The following is a 17,767-nucleotide window of genomic DNA, read 5'->3' as shown; positions in this document are numbered from 1 at the left end:
CAATGAAACACACATATCACATACACGGAATGACTTGCAACGGTTGTCGCAGTCACGTAGAAGAAACACTTTCAAAAGTAGAAGGTGTTTCAAAAGCAACAGTCAATTTAGAAAAGGCAGAAGCTACAATCGAAATGGAATCGCATATTCCTATAGAAACATTTCAAGAAGCCTTAAAAAATGATGGTGGGAGATACAGTATTCATAAACAAGGTGAACAGCTCCATCTAACTTCCCCGAAGGGGAAGAAAAATAAACGTCGCGAAAAAGCCCCCTTTGGGGGTTTGGGGGATGGCACATTTTATTGCCCAATGCATTGCGAAGGTGATAAAACCTACGATAAACCTGGCGATTGTCCTGTTTGCGGAATGGATTTGGTTGAAGAACAAAATCTATCATCAGCTACAACAGAACAATGGACGTGTTCAATGCACCCAGAAGTAGTAAAGGATGAAGCAGGTTCGTGTCCTATTTGCGGTATGGATTTAGTACCAATACAACCAGACCTTTCTGCTGAAGAAAAGACCTATAAAAAATTATTGAAGAAGTTTTGGATAGCAACTGCATTCACATTACCAATATTCTTAATGGCTATGAGCGAAATGCTCAATAACAATCCATTGTACAATATAATGGAACAGAAATATTGGAATTGGATTCAGTTTGCATTATCTATTCCAGTTGTATTTTATGCGACTTGGATGTTCTTTGAACGTGCTTATAGAAGTATAAAAACGTGGAATCTCAATATGTTTACACTCATTGGAATAGGTGCAGGTGTAGCTTGGTTATTTAGTGTTTTTGGCATGTTTTTTCCAGATGTATTTCCCGCACAGTTTAAAACAGAATCAGGTGCAGTACACGTCTATTTTGAGGCTGCAACGGTTATTCTAACCTTGGTGCTTTTAGGACAGTTGTTAGAAGCGCGTGCGCATAGTAAAACCAATTCGGCAGTCAAAGAGTTACTAAAGTTAGCACCTAATAAAGCCATTAAAATGGTAGATGGTTCAGCAATTGAAGTCAGTATAGATAAGATAGAATTAAATGATATTCTAAAAGTAAAACCGGGCGATAAAATTCCTGTAGATGGAGTGATAGCCGAAGGTGATACAACCATTGACGAATCTATGATTACAGGAGAACCCATTCCTGTAAATAAAACTATAGGTGATAAAGTAACTAGTGGAACAATTAATGGTAATCAATCTTTCTTAATGAAAGCTGAAAAAATTGGCAGCGATACATTGCTTTCACAAATCATTCATATGGTTAATGATGCTAGTAGAAGCCGTGCACCAATTCAGAATTTAGCAGATAAAGTATCGGGTTATTTCGTACCAGTTGTAGTTATCATATCGATAATCACATTTATTGTTTGGGCTATTTGGGGTCCACAACCAGTTTATGTGTATGCGTTTGTGAATGCAATTGCAGTACTAATCATTGCGTGTCCGTGTGCTTTAGGTTTGGCAACACCTATGTCTGTAATGGTTGGTGTTGGTAAAGGTGCTCAAAACGGTGTATTGATTAAAAATGCCGAAGCTCTTGAAAAAATGGACAAGGTAGACGCTTTAATTATTGATAAAACGGGAACGATTACAGAAGGTAAACCTACTGTAGAAAAAGTAGGCTCTTTCAGTGAAAGTTATAGTGAAAGCGAAGTGCTTCAATACATTGTATCATTAAACAGCAACAGCGAACATCCATTAGCCGAAGCAACAGTTAAATATGGAAAAGAGCATAATGCTGAAATAATAAAATCTGAAAACTTTAGTGCTGTTACAGGAAAAGGCGTTGAGGCCATAATAAACAATAAAAAAGTAGCATTAGGAAATCCTAAAATGATGGAATATGCCAAGGCAGATATTACTTCTAAAATGAAAGACGAAGCTAAAACGTATCAAAAGCAAGGCAAAACAGTTTCTTATTTATCAATAGATGAAACCGTTGTTGGGTATGTAGTTATAGGCGATAAAATAAAAGAAACAAGTGTCAAAGCGATTAAAGTACTTCAAGATAAAGGTATTGACGTTATAATGCTAACAGGCGATAATCACGACACAGCACAAGCAGTAGCATCAGAGCTTAATCTTGCAGATTTTAAAGCCAGTATGTTACCAGAAGATAAACTCAAAGAAGTAGAGAAACTGCAAGAAAAAGGAAAAGTGGTTGCAATGGCAGGTGATGGTATTAATGATGCACCAGCATTGGCAAAAAGTGATGTAGGTATTGCGATGGGTACAGGAACAGATGTAGCGATAGAAAGTGCAATGATTACCTTGGTAAAAGGTGATTTACACGGAATAGTAAAGGCTAAAAATTTAAGCCATTCCGTAATGAAGAATATAAAGCAGAATCTATTTTTCGCACTTATTTACAACACATTAGGAGTACCTATTGCAGCAGGTGTTTTATTTCCTTTTTTCGGAATATTACTCTCACCAATGATAGCAGCGTTAGCAATGAGTTTTAGCTCTGTTTCAGTAATAGTAAACGCATTACGATTAAGAAATATTAAAATATAACACTATGAAAAAATATATAATTTACTTCGGAATATTGTTAGTTGGGTTGTTGTTAGGATGGTTGATTTTTGGTGATTCATCAAAAAAAGAAGCAGAACATAATCACAATGAAGTTTCAGAAACCAATCAAATCTGGACGTGTTCAATGCATCCACAAATTATGCAACCAGAACCAGGCGATTGTCCTATTTGTGGTATGGATTTAATTCCTGCCGAAAGTGGAAGTGATGGTCTATTAGCAGACCAATTCAAATTAACCAAAAATGCTATGGCTTTAGCCAATATCCAAACAACCATAATCGGTAATGGAAATGTTGATGGCAACACAATTAAATTATCTGGTAAAATTGCTGAAAATGAAGAAGCTAATGCAGTACAAGTAAGTTATTTTTCGGGTAGAATAGAACGTTTGAATGTCAGTTTTACAGGAGAAGATGTCCGTAAAGGTCAATTATTAGCAACCATTTATTCGCCAGAATTGTATGCAGCACAACAAGAGTTAATTACAGCATCATCTTTAAAGGAATCGCAACCTACATTGTACAAGGCGGTTCGCAATAAATTGAAGTTGTGGAAGCTATCTGAAAATCAAATCAATCAAATAGAAGAAACTGGAAAAGTAAAAGAAAACTTTCCAGTTTATGCAACCGTTTCAGGAACAGTTACCGAAAAATTAGTAGAACAAGGCGATTACATTAAACAAGGTCAACCATTACTTAAAATTGCAAATCTCAATACGGTTTGGGCAAACTTTGATGTCTATGAAAATCAAATCGATTTTTTTAAAAAGGGACAAGAAGTTTTAGTGACTACAAACGCTTATGCTAATAAGGAATTTAAAGGGAAAGTAGATTTCATTGAACCAATATTGAATACCAAAACAAGAACGGTAACCTTACGTGTGGTGCTTAATAATAAAAACGATGTATTTAAACCAGGAATGTTTGTAACCGCCAATATTGAACGAGTTTCAAGAAGTAATGATGAGGTATTAACAATCCCAGCATCTGCTGTACTTTGGACAGGTGAACGTTCTGTTGTCTATTTAAAAACCAATCCAGACCAAACCGTTTTTGAAATGCGTGAAGTTGTTTTAGGTAATCAAATTGGTAATGAATATGAAGTTTTAGAAGGATTATTTGTTGGAAATGAAATCGTAACTAACGGAACTTTTACGGTTGATGCAGCAGCTCAATTAAAAGGTAAAAAATCAATGATGAATAAAGATGGTGGCAAAGTAATGACTGGTCACGAAGGACATTTAGGAATGGATAATAATGCATCAAAAAAAGAAAGTGGTCATACTAATATGAACGAAAGATTGACAGTATCAGAGAAATTTCAAGAACAACTAAAAGTTGTTTACATTGACTATATCAATTTAAAAGATGCTTTAGTTAAAGAAGATTCAAAAAATACTTCAGTTAATGCAACAAGTTTATTAAACAATTTGAGTAAAGTGGATATGAAATTATTATCAAACAATAATGCTCATACACATTGGATGTCATTAGTAAAAGAAATACAATCTTCTGCGACATCTATTTCTAAAACCTCTGATATAAAGGCTCAAAGAGACCATTTCAAGCATTTATCATCACATCTAATCAATACGGTTCAATTATTTGGTGTCAATGAAAAAGTGTATGTAGAATTTTGTCCAATGGCAGATAATAACAATGGTGCATACTGGTTGAGCAAAGAAGAAAAAGTAATCAATCCATATTTTGGTGAAGCAATGCTAACCTGTGGAGAAGTAAAACAAGTAATAGAATAATAACAATTAAATTTTAAAACAATGAAAAGAGTAATTTTAAGTGTAACTGTAATAATGGCTATAGGTTTAACAAGTTGTAAAAACGAAGCCAAGCAAGAAAAAGAAACAACAGAAACAAAAACAGAAGTATCTGAAGATATGGCTATGGCAGATATATCTTTTGGTGTTAGAGGTAATTGTGGAATGTGTAAAAGTACCATTGAAAAAGCTGCCAATAGTGTTGAAGGTGTTGCAAGTGCCAATTGGGATGTCGATAAAAAGAAGATTGATGTTTCTTTTGATGATACCAAAACAGATGCAATGGCAATTCATAAAGCAATAGCAGCTTCAGGTTACGACACCGAAAAAGTTGCAGGAAGTGAAGAAGCCTATAAAGATTTACCAGGTTGTTGTCAATACGATCACGAAATGACGATGAATCAAAAATAAAGAAGTAAAATTGTGTATACTGTCCCTTATGTTGTCCCTGTAAAAACAAAAAACCCCGTAAACATTGAAGTTTCGGGATTTTTTCGTGGTACCTCCAGGAATCGAACCAGGGACACAAGGATTTTCAGTCCTTTGCTCTACCAACTGAGCTAAGGTACCTCGCCAAAGCGGTTGCAAATATATATTCAATTTTGTTATTCGCCAAGAGAAAATTGTAAAAAATTAAATATTTTGCTGGAAAATTTTAATATGAACAGATAACTTATTTCTAATTAATAATATAGATAAACTTGGACTGGTTATTGTGTGTCATTTTGTAAATTTAAGTTTTTTAGAGATATGAATTTAATAATTGATGTTGGGAATTCTTATGTAAAACTTGCTGTTTTTAAAGGCATAGATATAAAATATAAGACAACCGTAGAACTGAATAGGATTTTAAAAGAACTTAAGGCTATTAAAAAGGAGTTTAAGCTAATTGAGCACGCGATAATTTCATCGGTAGGAAAACTTGAAAAAAGGGATTTAAGTGCTATTTCAAAATATTTTGATATAATTATTTTAGATGCTAATATAAAGGTTCCATTTAAAAACTTATATAAAACGCCAAAAACGCTAGGTGTTGATAGAATTGCATTGGTTTGCGCTTCAATGATAAACTACTCAAATAATAATGTTTTAATTATTGATGCTGGCACCTGTATTACATACGATTTTATAAATAATAAGAATGAATATTTGGGTGGAGCTATTTCTCCTGGAATAAGAGTACGCTATAAATCGTTAAATAATTTAACTGCGAATTTACCGTTATTAGAAACGGAAATGCCTAAAAATATTGTTGGAGAGTCTACTGAGGAGTCTATACATTCTGGAGTTATTCATGGCGTTTTGAATGAAATTGATGGGGTTATTGAATCTTATAAAATGAATTATTTAGATTTAACAGTAATTTTAACAGGTGGCGATGGTAAATTCTTGTCTAAACAATTAAAAAGTAGCATATTTGCCAATCCTAATTTTCTTTTAGAAGGATTGAACTTTATTTTACAATATAACTCAAACTAATGATTAAAAAACTTGTACTAGTTTTTATTGCAGTAACCGCTATTAATAGTTACGCACAACAAGGAACAACATCACCTTATTCTTTTTATGGTATTGGAAGTTTAAAATTTAAAGGGACTGTTGAAAATAGAAGTATGGGAGGTTTGAGTATTTATACCGATAGTATTCATGTGAATTTGAGAAATCCAGCATCTTACGCAGGTGAAAACTTAGAAATGTGGGGAGGCGAAAGCAGGCCCGTAAAGTTTGCTGTTGGAGGGAGTTATTCTAATACGAATTTAGAAAGCGATAAAGGCAGTGATAAGGCCTCGTCTTCAACCTTTGACTATTTAGCACTAAATATTCCAGTTGGAAAGTTTGGTTTTGGCTTTGGTTTATTGCCATATACAGCTGTTGGTTATAAACTAGAATCGTTAAATGCTAGTGAAGATCCTGCATATAAATTTGAAGGAGAAGGGGGTTTAAATAAAGCTTTTTTAGGTTTCGGCTATCTTTTGGCTAAAGGATTATCAGTTGGAGTAGATATACAATATAATTTTGGAAATGTTCAAAATAGTATCATTGCTTACCAATATTCTGATGGCTTACCTACACAATATCAGTCTCTTGAAAAAAATAGATCGGATTTAAGTGGGTTAAATTTAAATTTTGGAGTATCTTATAAAACCATGTTAAACCAGAAATTAGAATTAGTTTCTAGTTTGGCTTATAGACCTGAAAGTAATTTAACATCGAAGAACGAAAGATCGTTATCTACGGTAACAATAAATAGTTCAGGTCAAGTGTTTGAAAGAAATACTATAGAAGCAGATTTGGCTGCTTCGAATTTAGATGAGACAGATTTAATCTTACCTTCGAGGCTGTCATTTGGTGCAGGTATAGGTGAACCTAGAAAGTGGTTCGTTGGAGCAGAAACCACCTTTTTAAAGTCTGGTGATTTTTCGTCTGAATTATCGAGCAACAACACAGCCTATGAGGATGCCTACTCGTTGTCTATTGGAGGATTTTATATCCCGCAGTATAGTTCTTTTTCAAGTTATTGGAAACGGGTTGTATATCGTGCAGGATTTAGAACTGAAGAAACTGGGTTAAACATTAATAACGAATCCATTAAAGAGTTTGGCATATCTTTTGGTATAGGTATACCAGTTGGAGATGCAAGATTACTGTCAAACGCAAATTTAGGCTTCGAAATTGGACAACGAGGTACAAAAAACAGTAATTTAATACAAGAGAATTTTATTAATTTCCAATTAAGTTTATCTTTGAACGATAGATGGTTTAATAAAAGGAAGTATGACTAAACAGGACAAAATTAAAATCATGAAAACAAAAATTACATTATTACTAGCTTTTTTATTTTTTGGGTTGAACTTAGGTTTTGCGCAACAAGATGAAGAATGTATGACGAAGCTTTCGATATTCCATGAATATACTAAAGCGAAAAACTTCGATGCTGCTTATGAGCCTTGGATGGCGGTAAGAAATAAGTGTCCTAAGTTTAATAACGCAATATATGTTGATGGTGAAAAAATTCTAGAACATAAGATTGATAATGCAACTGGTGCGGAAAAAGTGGCTTTTATTAATGACCTTATTAAATTATGGGAACAAAGAGCAGAACATTTTGCAAACAAAACACCAAAAGGTGAATACGCTGCACAATCTTGTCAATTAATGTATGACAATAGAAAAGAGTTAGGGAAATCAGATCAAGAATTATACGATTGTTTTGATGCTGCTTATAAGTTAGATAAAGAAACATTTTCAAACCCTAAAAGCTTATACACCTATTTTTCTTTAATGGTTGATTTGTATGATGCCGGTAAAAAGCCTGCTGCAGATTTATTTAATAAATATGATGATGTTGTTGAAAAGGTTGAAGATGAAGTAAAGAGTTTTTCTGGAAAGTTAAATAAGCTTATTGAAAAAGAAGAAGCTGGTACAGCTTTAACTAGTAAGGAAGGTAAATACAAAAAGTATTATGAAAGCTATTTAAAGGCTTACGATCAAATTTCTGGAAGTATAGATGGAAAGCTAGGTGATAGAGCAAATTGCCAAAACTTAATTCCATTATATAAGAAAGATTTTGAGGCAAATAAAGGCAATGCAGTTTGGTTACAAAGAGCAGCTGGAAAAATGTCTGAAAAAGAATGTACAGATGATCCATTATTCTTTGAATTAGTAAACGCTTATCATAATTTAAGTCCTTCGGCTAATTCAGCTTATTACTTAGGTCTTTTAAAAGATAAAGATGGAGATACAAATGGTGCCATATCATTTTTTGAGCAAGCCATTGGTTTAGAAACAGATGATTTCAAGAAATCTAAACTATATTATAAAATTGCTACGAAACTTAAAGCTAGAGGAAGCTTTGGAAAGGCAAGAAACTATTACAGACAAGCTTTAAAGTTAAATCCATCAAATGGAAGACCTTATATAGCTATAGCATCTATGTACGCTTCAAGTGCTAATAACTGTGGCGATACTAATTTTGATAAAAGAGCAGTGTATTGGTTAGCGGCAGACGAGGCTAGAAAAGCGGCTCGTGTTGACCCAACATTAAGTAAAGCAGCTGGACAATCAATTGCTAACTATATGGCTAAAGCACCTCAAAAAGCTGAAATCTTTAGTTCGGGAAGAGCTGGACAAACTATTAAAATTAATTGTTGGATTGGAGCTTCTGTTACAGTGCCAAATATTTAATGAAAAAAAGAGTAACATATTATATATTAAACATAGTCACAATATTTATTGTGACTATGTTTTTTTCATGTAATGATAGTTTTAAACAAGTACAGAAAATAGGTATTTCTGAAAACGAACCTATAGGTGTAGATTATAATATTAATGTGAAGTATACGGATTCTGGTAGGGTTTCTGCAAACCTCATTAGTTCAAAAATGTTAGACTATTCCAACAGAGATTTTCCATTTCATCAGTTTACAGATGGTGTAACACTTTATGTATATGATAAGCAAAATAAAAAAAGTACCGTAGTGGCAGAAAATGCCTTTGTATACGCGAATACAGATTTAATTGATATGCAGGATAATGTGGTGATTACTACGCATGATAATAGAGTACTAAAAACGGATCAATTGTTTTATGATCAAAAAAAAGAATGGTTGTACACGAATAAACCCGTAAGTTTCAAAACCGATCAAGATCTCATAAATGGCAATGGTTTTGATTCCAATGCCGATTTTACAAATGCCGAAGTATTAGAAGTAACTGGAATTATTACTTTGGAAGATTAGTTTTATCAAATTAATCGAATTTACCTTTCTCAATTTTAAGTATCTTTACGCTTTAAATTTTAAATGATGAAATATTCTAAGATTTTTCAGTACGCTTACCTGGTTTTTGCGGTATTATTTATTTATGATGGCATAACTAAATGGGGTAACGGTACTAATGGTGCTTACATTTCTTTGGGATTAGCTGCATTGGCTATTTTTATGTACTTCTTTAGAAGACGCTTTAGTGATAAATTTGAGAAAAGAGACAATTCTAAATAAATGAGCATTTATGTTATCATTATAATTTTATCACTAATCCTTTCTGCATTTTTTTCAGGGATGGAGATCGCTTACGTGTCTTCAAATAAAATTCATATTGAAATTGAGAAAAAACAGGATGGTATTCTTGCTAAAGCTCTAACAAAACTAACTGCGAAACCCTCTAAATTTATAACTACAATGCTTATTGGAAACAATATTGCACTAGTTATTTATGGGTTTTTTATGGGCGATTTGTTAGTGGGTTGGTTTCAGTCTTTACTGCCAACAAGTTATGGCTTACTTGATTATATGTTAACCGATTTGAGTTTGTTAACACAAACTATCATTTCAACATTTATTATTTTAATTACCGCCGAGTTTTTGCCGAAAGTTTTTTTTCAGATTTATGCGAATACTTTAATTAAAGCATTGGCAATACCTGCCTATATTTTTTATATCGGATTTTCATTAGTATCAGAATTTGTGATTTGGATTTCAGATTTTGTGTTGAAAGTGCTTTTTAAAACGGATGGAGATCAGATTCAATTAGCTTTTACAAAAGTGGAGTTAGGTAATTACATAAGCGAACAAATGGAGTCGGTTGAAGAAAAAGATGATGTAGATAGCGAAATTCAAATTTTTCAAAATGCACTTGAATTTTCAGAAGTAAAAGCTCGAGAAGTAATGATTCCAAGAACTGAAATTATTGCTGTAGAAATTTCAGACTCTGTAAAATCGCTAAATACCTTATTTACAGAAACAGGAAGAACTAAAATATTGGTTTATAAAGATACTGTTGATGATATTGTAGGATACGTTCACTCTTTTGAGTTGTTTAAAAAACGTAAAACCATAAAGTCTATGTTAACACCAGTAGAGTTTGTGCCAGAAACTGTGTTAATTAAGGATGTGTTGAGTGTACTCACTAAAAAGCGCAGAAGTATTGCAGTAGTTCTAGATGAATACGGTGGTACTTCTGGGATAATGACCGTTGAAGATATTGTTGAGGAGTTATTTGGAGAAATTGAAGATGAACACGATTCGGTTGATTTGATAGAAGAAACATTAGAAGCTAATAATTATAAATTTTCGGCGCGTTTAGAAGTGGATTACATAAATGAAACTTATAAGATAAATTTGCCTGAAAGTGAAAATTATGAGACACTTGGGGGGCTTGTAGTGAATCATACTGAAGAAATTCCTGCACAGAATGATGTTGTAATTATAGATAACTTTCAATTTACAATTTTAGAAGTGTCAAATACAAAAATTGATTTGGTTGAAATTAAACTACTCATAGAAGATAAATAAGTGGTTTTAATATCCGAAACATTAAATAAATTTCAGAGTTGAACTTCCAAACTATCATTAACAACTTTTTGGTTTTTTACGATTACAATAAAACAAATATCCCTTTTATTATTGAATAGAAAATGGTATTTTCGCGCACGATATTTTTTTCAGTTAGAAATTAATTGATACCAACTTAACAAGCAAATCCCTACTATCGGGCATTAAAAATTTAATTTACAAATGGCAGTTTTAAATAAAATAAGACAACGTTCACTTTTTTTGATATTAATTATCGCTTTAGCGTTATTCTCTTTCGTATTAGCAGATTTATTCAAAAACAGTGATGCGCTAACATCGAAGTCTCAAAATATTGTTGCAACCATAAACGGAAAAGAAATTTCTCGTGAAGACTTTATGTTTAAAGTAGAACAGTTACAACGTCAAATGGGACCGAACGCAACCACTACCCAAGTGATGAATAGAGTATGGGAACAGGAAGTGAGACAAGCCGTTATGGAAACTCAATTCGAAGAGTTGGAAATTTCTGTTGAAAAAGACCAAATGAGAGATTTACTTAAAACGTCTTTAGCAACAAACCCTAATTTTTTAAATGAAGCAGGTGTATTCGATGAAAATAAAATGAATGAATACATCGCTAATTTAAAAGAAACATCACCTGCAGGATTTGAGAGTTGGATTAATTATGAAAATCAATTAGCATCAAATGCCTTAAATCAAAACTATTTCAATATGGTTAAGGCAGGATTAACAGGAACATTAGCAGAAGGAAAATTAGAGCATGAACTTGAAGGAAATAAAGTAGATATAAAATATGTTCAAATTCCTTTTTCTTCGATTCCAGATAGTATTGTTGAAGTGTCAAAATCAGAGATTGCCACATACATCAAAAAGAATAAAAAACAATTTGAAGTTGAGGCATCAAGAGATATTCGATTTGTAGAATTTAAAGAGGTAGCTTCAGTTGAAGATGAAAATGTTATAAAATCAGAATTAGAAACATATATCAACGGAAGATTGGTTGACGAAAGAGGTAGAAAAGATACTATAGTTGCTTTTTCAAAGGTAAAAGATAATGAAGCTTATATTAATTCAATTGCCGCTTCAGATATTAAGTTTGATGAGCGTTTTGTATTTAAATCGAGTTTACCGACAGAATTTGCGGATGCTATTTATAATTTAAATGAAGGTGAAGTTTATGGACCTTATAAGCACGACGGAAGTTTTAAAGTAACAAAAGTTATTGCCGTAAAACAAATTCCAGATTCAGCTAAAGTAAGACACATTTTAATTCCTTTTAAAGGCGCGCAAAGTGCTGATCCTGAGGAAACAAAAACTGAAGCGCAAGCAAAAGCAACTGCTGATAGCTTGTTAACTATTCTAAAAAGAAATCGCTCAAAATTCCCAGAGTTTGTTACGGCGTTTTCTTCTGATAAAGGAAGTGTTGAAAAGGGAGGTCGTTACGATTGGCACCCATATAACACGATGGTACCTGAATTCAATGATTTTGAATTTGAAGGTAAAACAGGTGATTTGGGCGTAGTAAAGACGGTATTTGGCTTCCACATTATTGAAATAGAGGGTCAAAAAAACAAAACCAAAGCTATTCAGGTAGGTACTATTGCTAGAAAAATAGAACCCTCAGAAGCAACTACCGATAAAGTTTTCAGGGATGCTTCTAATTTTGAAATTAAAGCAGGTGATGGCGATTTTGAAGCACTTGCCATTGAGAAAAAATATACAGTAAGACCAGTAAATGGCATCAAAGTTTTAGATGAAAATATACCAGGAGTTGGAAATCAAAGACCAATTGTACGTTGGGCTTTTGAGGAAGATGTTGAAGTTGGTGATATTAAACGATTTAATATTCCTAATGGTTATGTAATTGCACAATTAGTTGCAAAGCACGAAAAAGGTTTAATGTCTGTTGAAGATGCCACAGCTAGAGTATTGCCAATTGTTAGAAAAGAAAAGAAGGCAAAACTTATTAAAGATAGAGTGTCTGCTACAACTTTGGATGCTTTAGCCACAGCTGAAAAAACAAGTGTAAGAACTGCGAGTGGTATCAATATGAAAAACCCAACCATTTCTGGAGCTGGTAGAGAGCCGTTAGTAGTTGGTGCTGCATTCGGTTTAAAGGAAGGTGAAACTTCTGGACTAATTGAAGGTGCAAATGGTGTATATATGGTGCAAGTTACTAAAGTTACTCCAGCAGTAGAATTAGATAATTATCAAGCTGCTGCTAATAGAGTTGAACAACAAAAGGCTAGTGCTGTAAATACAAAACTTTATAATGCATTAAAAGAAGCTGCTGAAATTGAAGACAATAGAGCAGCAAGTCAAATACAATAGTTATATTATTATAGATAAATAAAAAAAGCCTCGATTATCGAGGCTTTTTTTATACGTCTAAAATACCATATTCTTATATGGTAATATGGTAGTAAAACCTTTTTCTTTAAAATATTGTTGAGGATTGATTTTTGATGCAACCATTATAAAATCTCCACCCCAAGCTCCTAGGCTTTTTATAGCGCCATCAAAATCATGAAACATAGCTTCTTTTAAAGGTATTTGGTTAGTTAATTTTGAAATGATGGTTTCATGTTCATACATTAAGTTTTGAAAATGTTCTAACGATTTAGAATGTATCATTTCTAAAGTCATTTTGTTAATTATTTCAATGGCTTCTTTGGTATTGACTTTATTTTTATGATAGTGTTGTATCCCATCGCGACTGTTTTGTTTTTTATTTAAATGCACGAAATAAATTTGTTCCTTAAAGATTGGATTAAAGTCAATCTCAGTAATTATCCTTTTATCTATTTGAACTTGATTAGTGCTTTTATTAAGATGAAGTTGATAAGTTATAGCATTATTGTTTTGCGCACAAGCAATGTCGTATCCACTCCCGCCAAATGTTTTATCTAAAAGCTTGAATGGGTCAATATTTGCCCACTGTGCTATATTATTTATAAGCGTAGATGATGTCCCTAAGCCCCAGTTTTTTGGAAATTCTAAGTTCGTTTTAATATTAAAACCTTGTTGAGTGTTTAAAAATTCGGGATTTAAATTTTTGGTAGCGTTTAAAATTTGAGACAATCGTTTTGAAATCGCATCTTCATTTTTTGGTTTGAATTGATTTAATTCAAAATCATTTTCAAACCAGACCTCATTATTTTCATCAAAACTTTGCCATACTAATTTAGTTTCTTCAATGGGTTTGATACTTAATGATTGTCCAAATTTTGTTGGAATAGCCAAAGCTAATGCACCATCAAGAACGACATATTCTCCAGAGAGTAGGAGCTTGCCATGACTGTAAAAGGTTTTACTTTTCACTATTCGCTCTTAATTTTGTTAAAGCTTCAGTTACCGCACTATGCGTAACAGGATTGGTTTTAAAATGTTCAGTCAAAGCCAGCTTTTCGTCGTCATTGGCTTCAAACTGATTTAGAATATTCATTAAGTGCATTTTCATATGACCCTGTTGAATGCCAGTTGTTGTTAATGAACGTAATGCCGCAAAATTTTGAGCTAAACCCGCTACGGCAACAATTTGCATCAATTCCTTAGCAGATGGTTTGTGTAATAATTCTAAAGCTAGTTTCACCAAAGGGTGAAGCCCTGTAAGTCCACCAACGGTTCCTAAAGCTAAAGGCAATTCGGTCCAAAAAGTAAAAATGCCGTTTTCTATTTTAGCATGAGTCAAGCTACTGTAACTTCCGTTTCTCGCAGCGTAAGCATGTACACCTGCTTCAACAGCCCTGAAATCGTTTCCTGTAGCCAGTACAACCGCGTCAATACCATTCATAACTCCTTTGTTATGGGTTACCGCTCTGTATGGCTCTATTTCAGCAATATTTACAGCTTGTATAAATTTGTTAGCAAAGTCTTCACCAGAAATGGAGTCTTTTTCACTTAAGTCTTCAATAGGGCAACTCACTTCTGCACGCACTAAGCAATCAGGCACGTAATTAGAAAGGATACTCATTACAATGTCTATCTGTTTTTCTTCTTCAGAAAATAAGGCAAACTGCAAAGCTTCCTGTTTAAAAGTTTTTGCAAACTGCTCTAAGCAAGAATTTATAAAATTAGCGCCCATAGCATCTAAAGTTTCGAATGATGCATGCAGCTGGTAATAGTTGTTTATGCTTGATGATTTATCCCGCAGTTCAATATCAATAATGCCACCACCACGCTTTTTCATATTTCGAGTGATGGCTTCAGTATCATTAATTAATTTTGATTTTACTTGATTGAAAAACTGTTTTAATTTTTCAAAATCACCTTGATAAATAAAATGTACTTGACCAATTTTAGTGGTTGCTATGACTTTTGTCTTAAATCCACCTCTTTCTAACCAAAATTTAGCTGCTTTACTTGCAGCAGCAACAACTGAACTTTCTTCTATAGCCATTGGAATAGTATAAAGTTTGTTGTTGATTAGAAAATTAGGAGCAACACCAAGTGGTAAATAATAGTTTGTAATCGTATTTTCTATAAACTCATCGTGTAATTTTTGTAGCTTTATATTAGAATTCCAATATTGTTTTAAAATCTCTTTAGCGTCTTCAGCATCTGAAAAATAAGTATCAACTATCCAATCAATCTTTTTTGATTTTGATAATTTAGAAAAACCAGCAATCGTTTTACTCATAGTCTTACAAATTTGCAGTGCAAAGATACTACTCTTGGTATGAATATTGAATACCTAGTTAAAAACCGTATTATTAAGTGTTAATAATTAGGGTTTTTTGCATAATTTTTAGTAAACTTGACATCAATTTATGAAATAAATAGTTTTTTTGATGATACACTTCTAATTGATTAATTTTTTCAAGTTAAAAGTCAGTTTATTAGTGCAACTTAAGATTAAAAAAATAATTATTATAACTACATGAAACATATTAAATTCTCCTATTTCGTTTGCATTTTCATTACAACATTTTTATCGGCACAAACAAAAGAAATTACTTTAGAAGACATTTGGAAAGATGGCACTTTTAGAACTGAACGTATGGATGTATTGCATTCGATGCAAAACGGTCAGCAATATTCAGTTTTAAATTTTGATAGAGATAGTAGAAGTACCTCGATAGATATTTATGATTACAAAACTTTGAAAAAGGTAAAGACCTTGGTAAGTTCTGAAAATCTTGAAGACATTCCATATTTTACAGATTATACGTTTAGTAATGACGAACAAAAAGTAATTTTAGCCACGAATGAAAAAGCTATTTACCGACGATCAGCACTCGGAAATTACTATATTTATAATGTAAAGGATGCATCTTTAGATTTAATATCAGAAGATAAAATTCAAGAACCTACATTTTCGCCCGATGGTAATAAAGTGGCCTTTGCTAAAGACAATAATCTTTATGTCAAAAATCTAGAAAGTGGAGCAATTACTCAAATAACTACTGACGGTGAAAAAAATAAAGTTATAAACGGTATCACAGACTGGGTTTATGAGGAAGAATTTAGTTTTGTACGCGCTTTCGATTGGAATGCCGATAGTAACAAGATTGCATTTATTCGTTTTGATGAAACTCAGGTTCCTGAGTTTTCTATGGATGTTTATGGTACTGAACTTTATCAAACGCAACACGTTTTTAAATACCCAAAGGCGGGTGAAGCTAACGCTTTAGTTTCATTACATATTTTCGATTTAACCTCTAAAAATACCGAAGAAGTTAAGTTGGATAAAGCTTATGAGGATTTCTATATTCCTAGAATAAAATGGACAAATAGCCCCGATGTTTTAAGTGCACAATACATGAATAGGCACCAAAATGAATTGGACTTATGGATGATTAATGCAAAAACTAACAATTCAAAATTAGTGTTAGCGGAAACAGATAAAGCTTATGTTGACGTTACAGATAACTTAACTTTTTTAAAGGACAATAGTTTTATTTGGACGAGTGAAAAAGATGGTTTCAATCACATTTATCATTATGATAAAAATGGAAACTTAATCAATCAGGTAACAAAAGGAAATTGGGAAGTAACCAATTACTATGGTTATGATGAAAAGAATAATACAATCTTTTATCAATCTGTTGAAAATGGCTCGATAAATAGAGATGTTTATTCAATAAGCCTTAACGGAAGAAATAAGAAGCGCCTAACTAAAAGTGATGGTACAAATAGCGCATCCTTTAGTGCCGATTTTTCATTTTTTATTAATACTTTCTCTAGTGCTACAACACCACCTGAGTATACTTTGAATAGTTCAGTATCGGGTAATTTAATCAAAAGCATTAAGGATAACGATAAATTAGCTCAAACACTTTCTGAATATAAAACATCTAAAAAAGAATTCAGTACCATTCATATTAATGGGAACGATTTAAATATGTGGATGATAAAACCTGCAGATTTTGATGCTTCTAAAACATATCCTTTATTAATGTATCAATACTCAGGTCCTGGTTCTCAGCAAGTGGCAAATAGATGGAACGGTGCTAACGATTATTGGTATCAACATTTAGCACAACAAGGCTATGTTATTGCTTGTATTGATGGTAGAGGCACTGGTTTTAAAGGAGCCGATTTTAAAAAGGTTACACAGAATGAATTAGGTAAATACGAAGTTGAAGATCAAATTGCGGCAGCAAAACAATTAGGCGAGTTAGATTATATTGACGCTGAAAGAATTGGTATTTGGGGTTGGAGTTATGGTGGTTTTATGAGTAGTAACTGTTTATTTAAAGGTAACGATGTTTTTAATATGGCAATTGCAGTCGCACCAGTTAGTAGCTGGAGATTTTACGACACAATCTATACAGAACGTTACATGACCACTCCTCAAGAAAATGCTAGTGGTTATGATGAAAATTCACCAATAAACCACGTTGATAAATTAAAAGGCGAATTTCTTTTAGTGCATGGTTCTAGTGACGATAATGTGCATTTACAAAACACCATGCGTTTAGCAGAGGCCTTAATTCAAGCCGATAAGCAGTTTGACTGGGCCATTTATCCAGATAAAAACCACGGTATTTATGGTGGAAACACAAGACTACACTTGTATAAAAAAATGACAAACTTTATACACGAAACGCTTGGAGATAAAATACAGAAAGAAGAAGAATCGAAAGTGAATCAAAATAAAATTAAAGGATAAAAACTAACCAAAAATAAAC

13 protein-coding genes and 1 tRNA gene are annotated in these 17,767 nt (G+C 32.8%); 11 read left to right on the top strand and 3 right to left on the bottom strand.

The features are described from left to right. Positions 1 to 2 precede the first annotated feature (2 nt). Genes O5O44_RS13725 through O5O44_RS13715 form a run of 3 tightly spaced genes read left to right on the top strand, consistent with a single transcriptional unit; the run spans position 3 to position 4,731 of the window. Positions 3 to 2,525 (top strand): heavy metal translocating P-type ATPase, encoded by a 2,523-nt coding sequence (locus O5O44_RS13725; protein ID WP_289194809.1) that lies wholly within the window; start codon positions 3 to 5, stop codon positions 2,523 to 2,525. Positions 2,526 to 2,529: 4 nt separating this feature from the next. Then, entirely contained in the window at positions 2,530 to 4,302 is a 1,773-nt protein-coding gene (locus O5O44_RS13720; RefSeq protein WP_289194808.1) for an efflux RND transporter periplasmic adaptor subunit, read from the top strand. 21 nt (positions 4,303 to 4,323) lie between these two features. Continuing rightward, positions 4,324 to 4,731, top strand: a complete 408-nt coding sequence (locus tag O5O44_RS13715) for a heavy-metal-associated domain-containing protein (RefSeq protein ID WP_289194807.1) — start codon at positions 4,324 to 4,326, stop codon at positions 4,729 to 4,731. 86 nt (positions 4,732 to 4,817) lie between these two features. On the opposite strand, the gene O5O44_RS13710 is transcribed toward O5O44_RS13715, so the two are convergent. Then, positions 4,818 to 4,890, bottom strand: a tRNA-Phe gene (locus O5O44_RS13710). A 180-nt stretch (positions 4,891 to 5,070) separates the two neighbouring features. Here O5O44_RS13710 and O5O44_RS13705 point away from each other — a divergent pair. From O5O44_RS13705 to O5O44_RS13675, 7 genes are all read left to right on the top strand, one after another. Continuing rightward, the gene (locus O5O44_RS13705; RefSeq protein ID WP_289194806.1) at positions 5,071 to 5,799 is read left to right on the top strand and encodes a type III pantothenate kinase; all 729 of its coding nucleotides are present in this window, start codon (positions 5,071 to 5,073) and stop codon (positions 5,797 to 5,799) included. Beyond that, positions 5,799 to 7,103 carry a BamG family beta-barrel-assembly machinery protein gene (bamG, locus tag O5O44_RS13700; RefSeq protein WP_289194805.1) on the top strand — a complete coding sequence of 435 codons (1,305 nt, stop codon included), beginning with the start codon at positions 5,799 to 5,801 and terminating at the stop codon, positions 7,101 to 7,103. The genes O5O44_RS13705 and bamG overlap by 1 nt, the downstream gene beginning before the upstream one ends. Positions 7,104 to 7,122: 19 nt before the next feature. Continuing rightward, positions 7,123 to 8,505: a tetratricopeptide repeat protein gene (locus O5O44_RS13695; RefSeq protein WP_026010067.1), complete on the top strand. Its 1,383-nt coding sequence runs from the start codon at positions 7,123 to 7,125 to the stop codon at positions 8,503 to 8,505. Next, complete coding sequence (gene lptC, locus O5O44_RS13690; protein ID WP_289194804.1) at positions 8,505 to 9,059, top strand: LPS export ABC transporter periplasmic protein LptC; 555 nt, start codon at positions 8,505 to 8,507, stop codon at positions 9,057 to 9,059. Before O5O44_RS13695 ends, lptC begins: the two co-directional genes overlap by 1 nt. A 66-nt stretch (positions 9,060 to 9,125) precedes the next feature. After that, entirely contained in the window at positions 9,126 to 9,320 is a 195-nt protein-coding gene (locus tag O5O44_RS13685) for a hypothetical protein (protein ID WP_019387946.1), read from the top strand. After that, positions 9,321 to 10,613 carry a hemolysin family protein gene (locus O5O44_RS13680; protein ID WP_289194803.1) on the top strand — a complete coding sequence of 431 codons (1,293 nt, stop codon included), beginning with the start codon at positions 9,321 to 9,323 and terminating at the stop codon, positions 10,611 to 10,613. A gap of 222 nt (positions 10,614 to 10,835) precedes the next feature. Beyond that, positions 10,836 to 12,965, top strand: a complete 2,130-nt coding sequence (locus O5O44_RS13675; protein WP_289194802.1) for a peptidylprolyl isomerase — start codon at positions 10,836 to 10,838, stop codon at positions 12,963 to 12,965. Positions 12,966 to 13,022: 57 nt separating this feature from the next. Here O5O44_RS13675 and O5O44_RS13670 read toward each other — a convergent pair whose 3' ends face one another. Continuing rightward, a complete protein-coding gene (locus O5O44_RS13670) occupies positions 13,023 to 13,955 on the bottom strand; it encodes a GYDIA family GHMP kinase (protein WP_289194801.1) in 933 nt (310 codons plus the stop codon). After that, positions 13,945 to 15,273: a hydroxymethylglutaryl-CoA reductase, degradative gene (locus tag O5O44_RS13665; RefSeq protein ID WP_289194800.1), complete on the bottom strand. Its 1,329-nt coding sequence runs from the start codon at positions 15,271 to 15,273 to the stop codon at positions 13,945 to 13,947. Before O5O44_RS13665 ends, O5O44_RS13670 begins: the two co-directional genes overlap by 11 nt. A 240-nt stretch (positions 15,274 to 15,513) precedes the next feature. On the opposite strand from O5O44_RS13665, the gene O5O44_RS13660 reads away from it, so the two are divergent. Beyond that, positions 15,514 to 17,748, top strand: coding sequence for a S9 family peptidase (locus O5O44_RS13660; protein WP_289194799.1), 2,235 nt, complete (start codon positions 15,514 to 15,516; stop codon positions 17,746 to 17,748). Positions 17,749 to 17,767 lie beyond the last annotated feature (19 nt).

It is taken from the genome of Algibacter luteus (assembly GCF_030344935.1).
In the GTDB taxonomy this organism is placed as follows: domain Bacteria; phylum Bacteroidota; class Bacteroidia; order Flavobacteriales; family Flavobacteriaceae; genus Arenitalea; species Arenitalea lutea.
Note: the sequence above shows the minus strand (reverse complement) of the source record. Positions and strands in the feature narration are given on the sequence as shown.

Coding starts and splice junctions, on each gene's coding strand:
- O5O44_RS13725 (WP_289194809.1), top strand. CDS start 3: ATGAAACACACATATCACATACACGGAATGACTTGCAACGGTTGTCGC.
- O5O44_RS13720 (WP_289194808.1), top strand. CDS start 2,530: ATGAAAAAATATATAATTTACTTCGGAATATTGTTAGTTGGGTTGTTG.
- O5O44_RS13715 (WP_289194807.1), top strand. CDS start 4,324: ATGAAAAGAGTAATTTTAAGTGTAACTGTAATAATGGCTATAGGTTTA.
- O5O44_RS13705 (WP_289194806.1), top strand. CDS start 5,071: ATGAATTTAATAATTGATGTTGGGAATTCTTATGTAAAACTTGCTGTT.
- bamG (WP_289194805.1), top strand. CDS start 5,799: ATGATTAAAAAACTTGTACTAGTTTTTATTGCAGTAACCGCTATTAAT.
- O5O44_RS13695 (WP_026010067.1), top strand. CDS start 7,123: ATGAAAACAAAAATTACATTATTACTAGCTTTTTTATTTTTTGGGTTG.
- lptC (WP_289194804.1), top strand. CDS start 8,505: ATGAAAAAAAGAGTAACATATTATATATTAAACATAGTCACAATATTT.
- O5O44_RS13685 (WP_019387946.1), top strand. CDS start 9,126: ATGAAATATTCTAAGATTTTTCAGTACGCTTACCTGGTTTTTGCGGTA.
- O5O44_RS13680 (WP_289194803.1), top strand. CDS start 9,321: ATGAGCATTTATGTTATCATTATAATTTTATCACTAATCCTTTCTGCA.
- O5O44_RS13675 (WP_289194802.1), top strand. CDS start 10,836: ATGGCAGTTTTAAATAAAATAAGACAACGTTCACTTTTTTTGATATTA.
- O5O44_RS13665 (WP_289194800.1), bottom strand. CDS start 15,273: ATGAGTAAAACGATTGCTGGTTTTTCTAAATTATCAAAATCAAAAAAG.
- O5O44_RS13660 (WP_289194799.1), top strand. CDS start 15,514: ATGAAACATATTAAATTCTCCTATTTCGTTTGCATTTTCATTACAACA.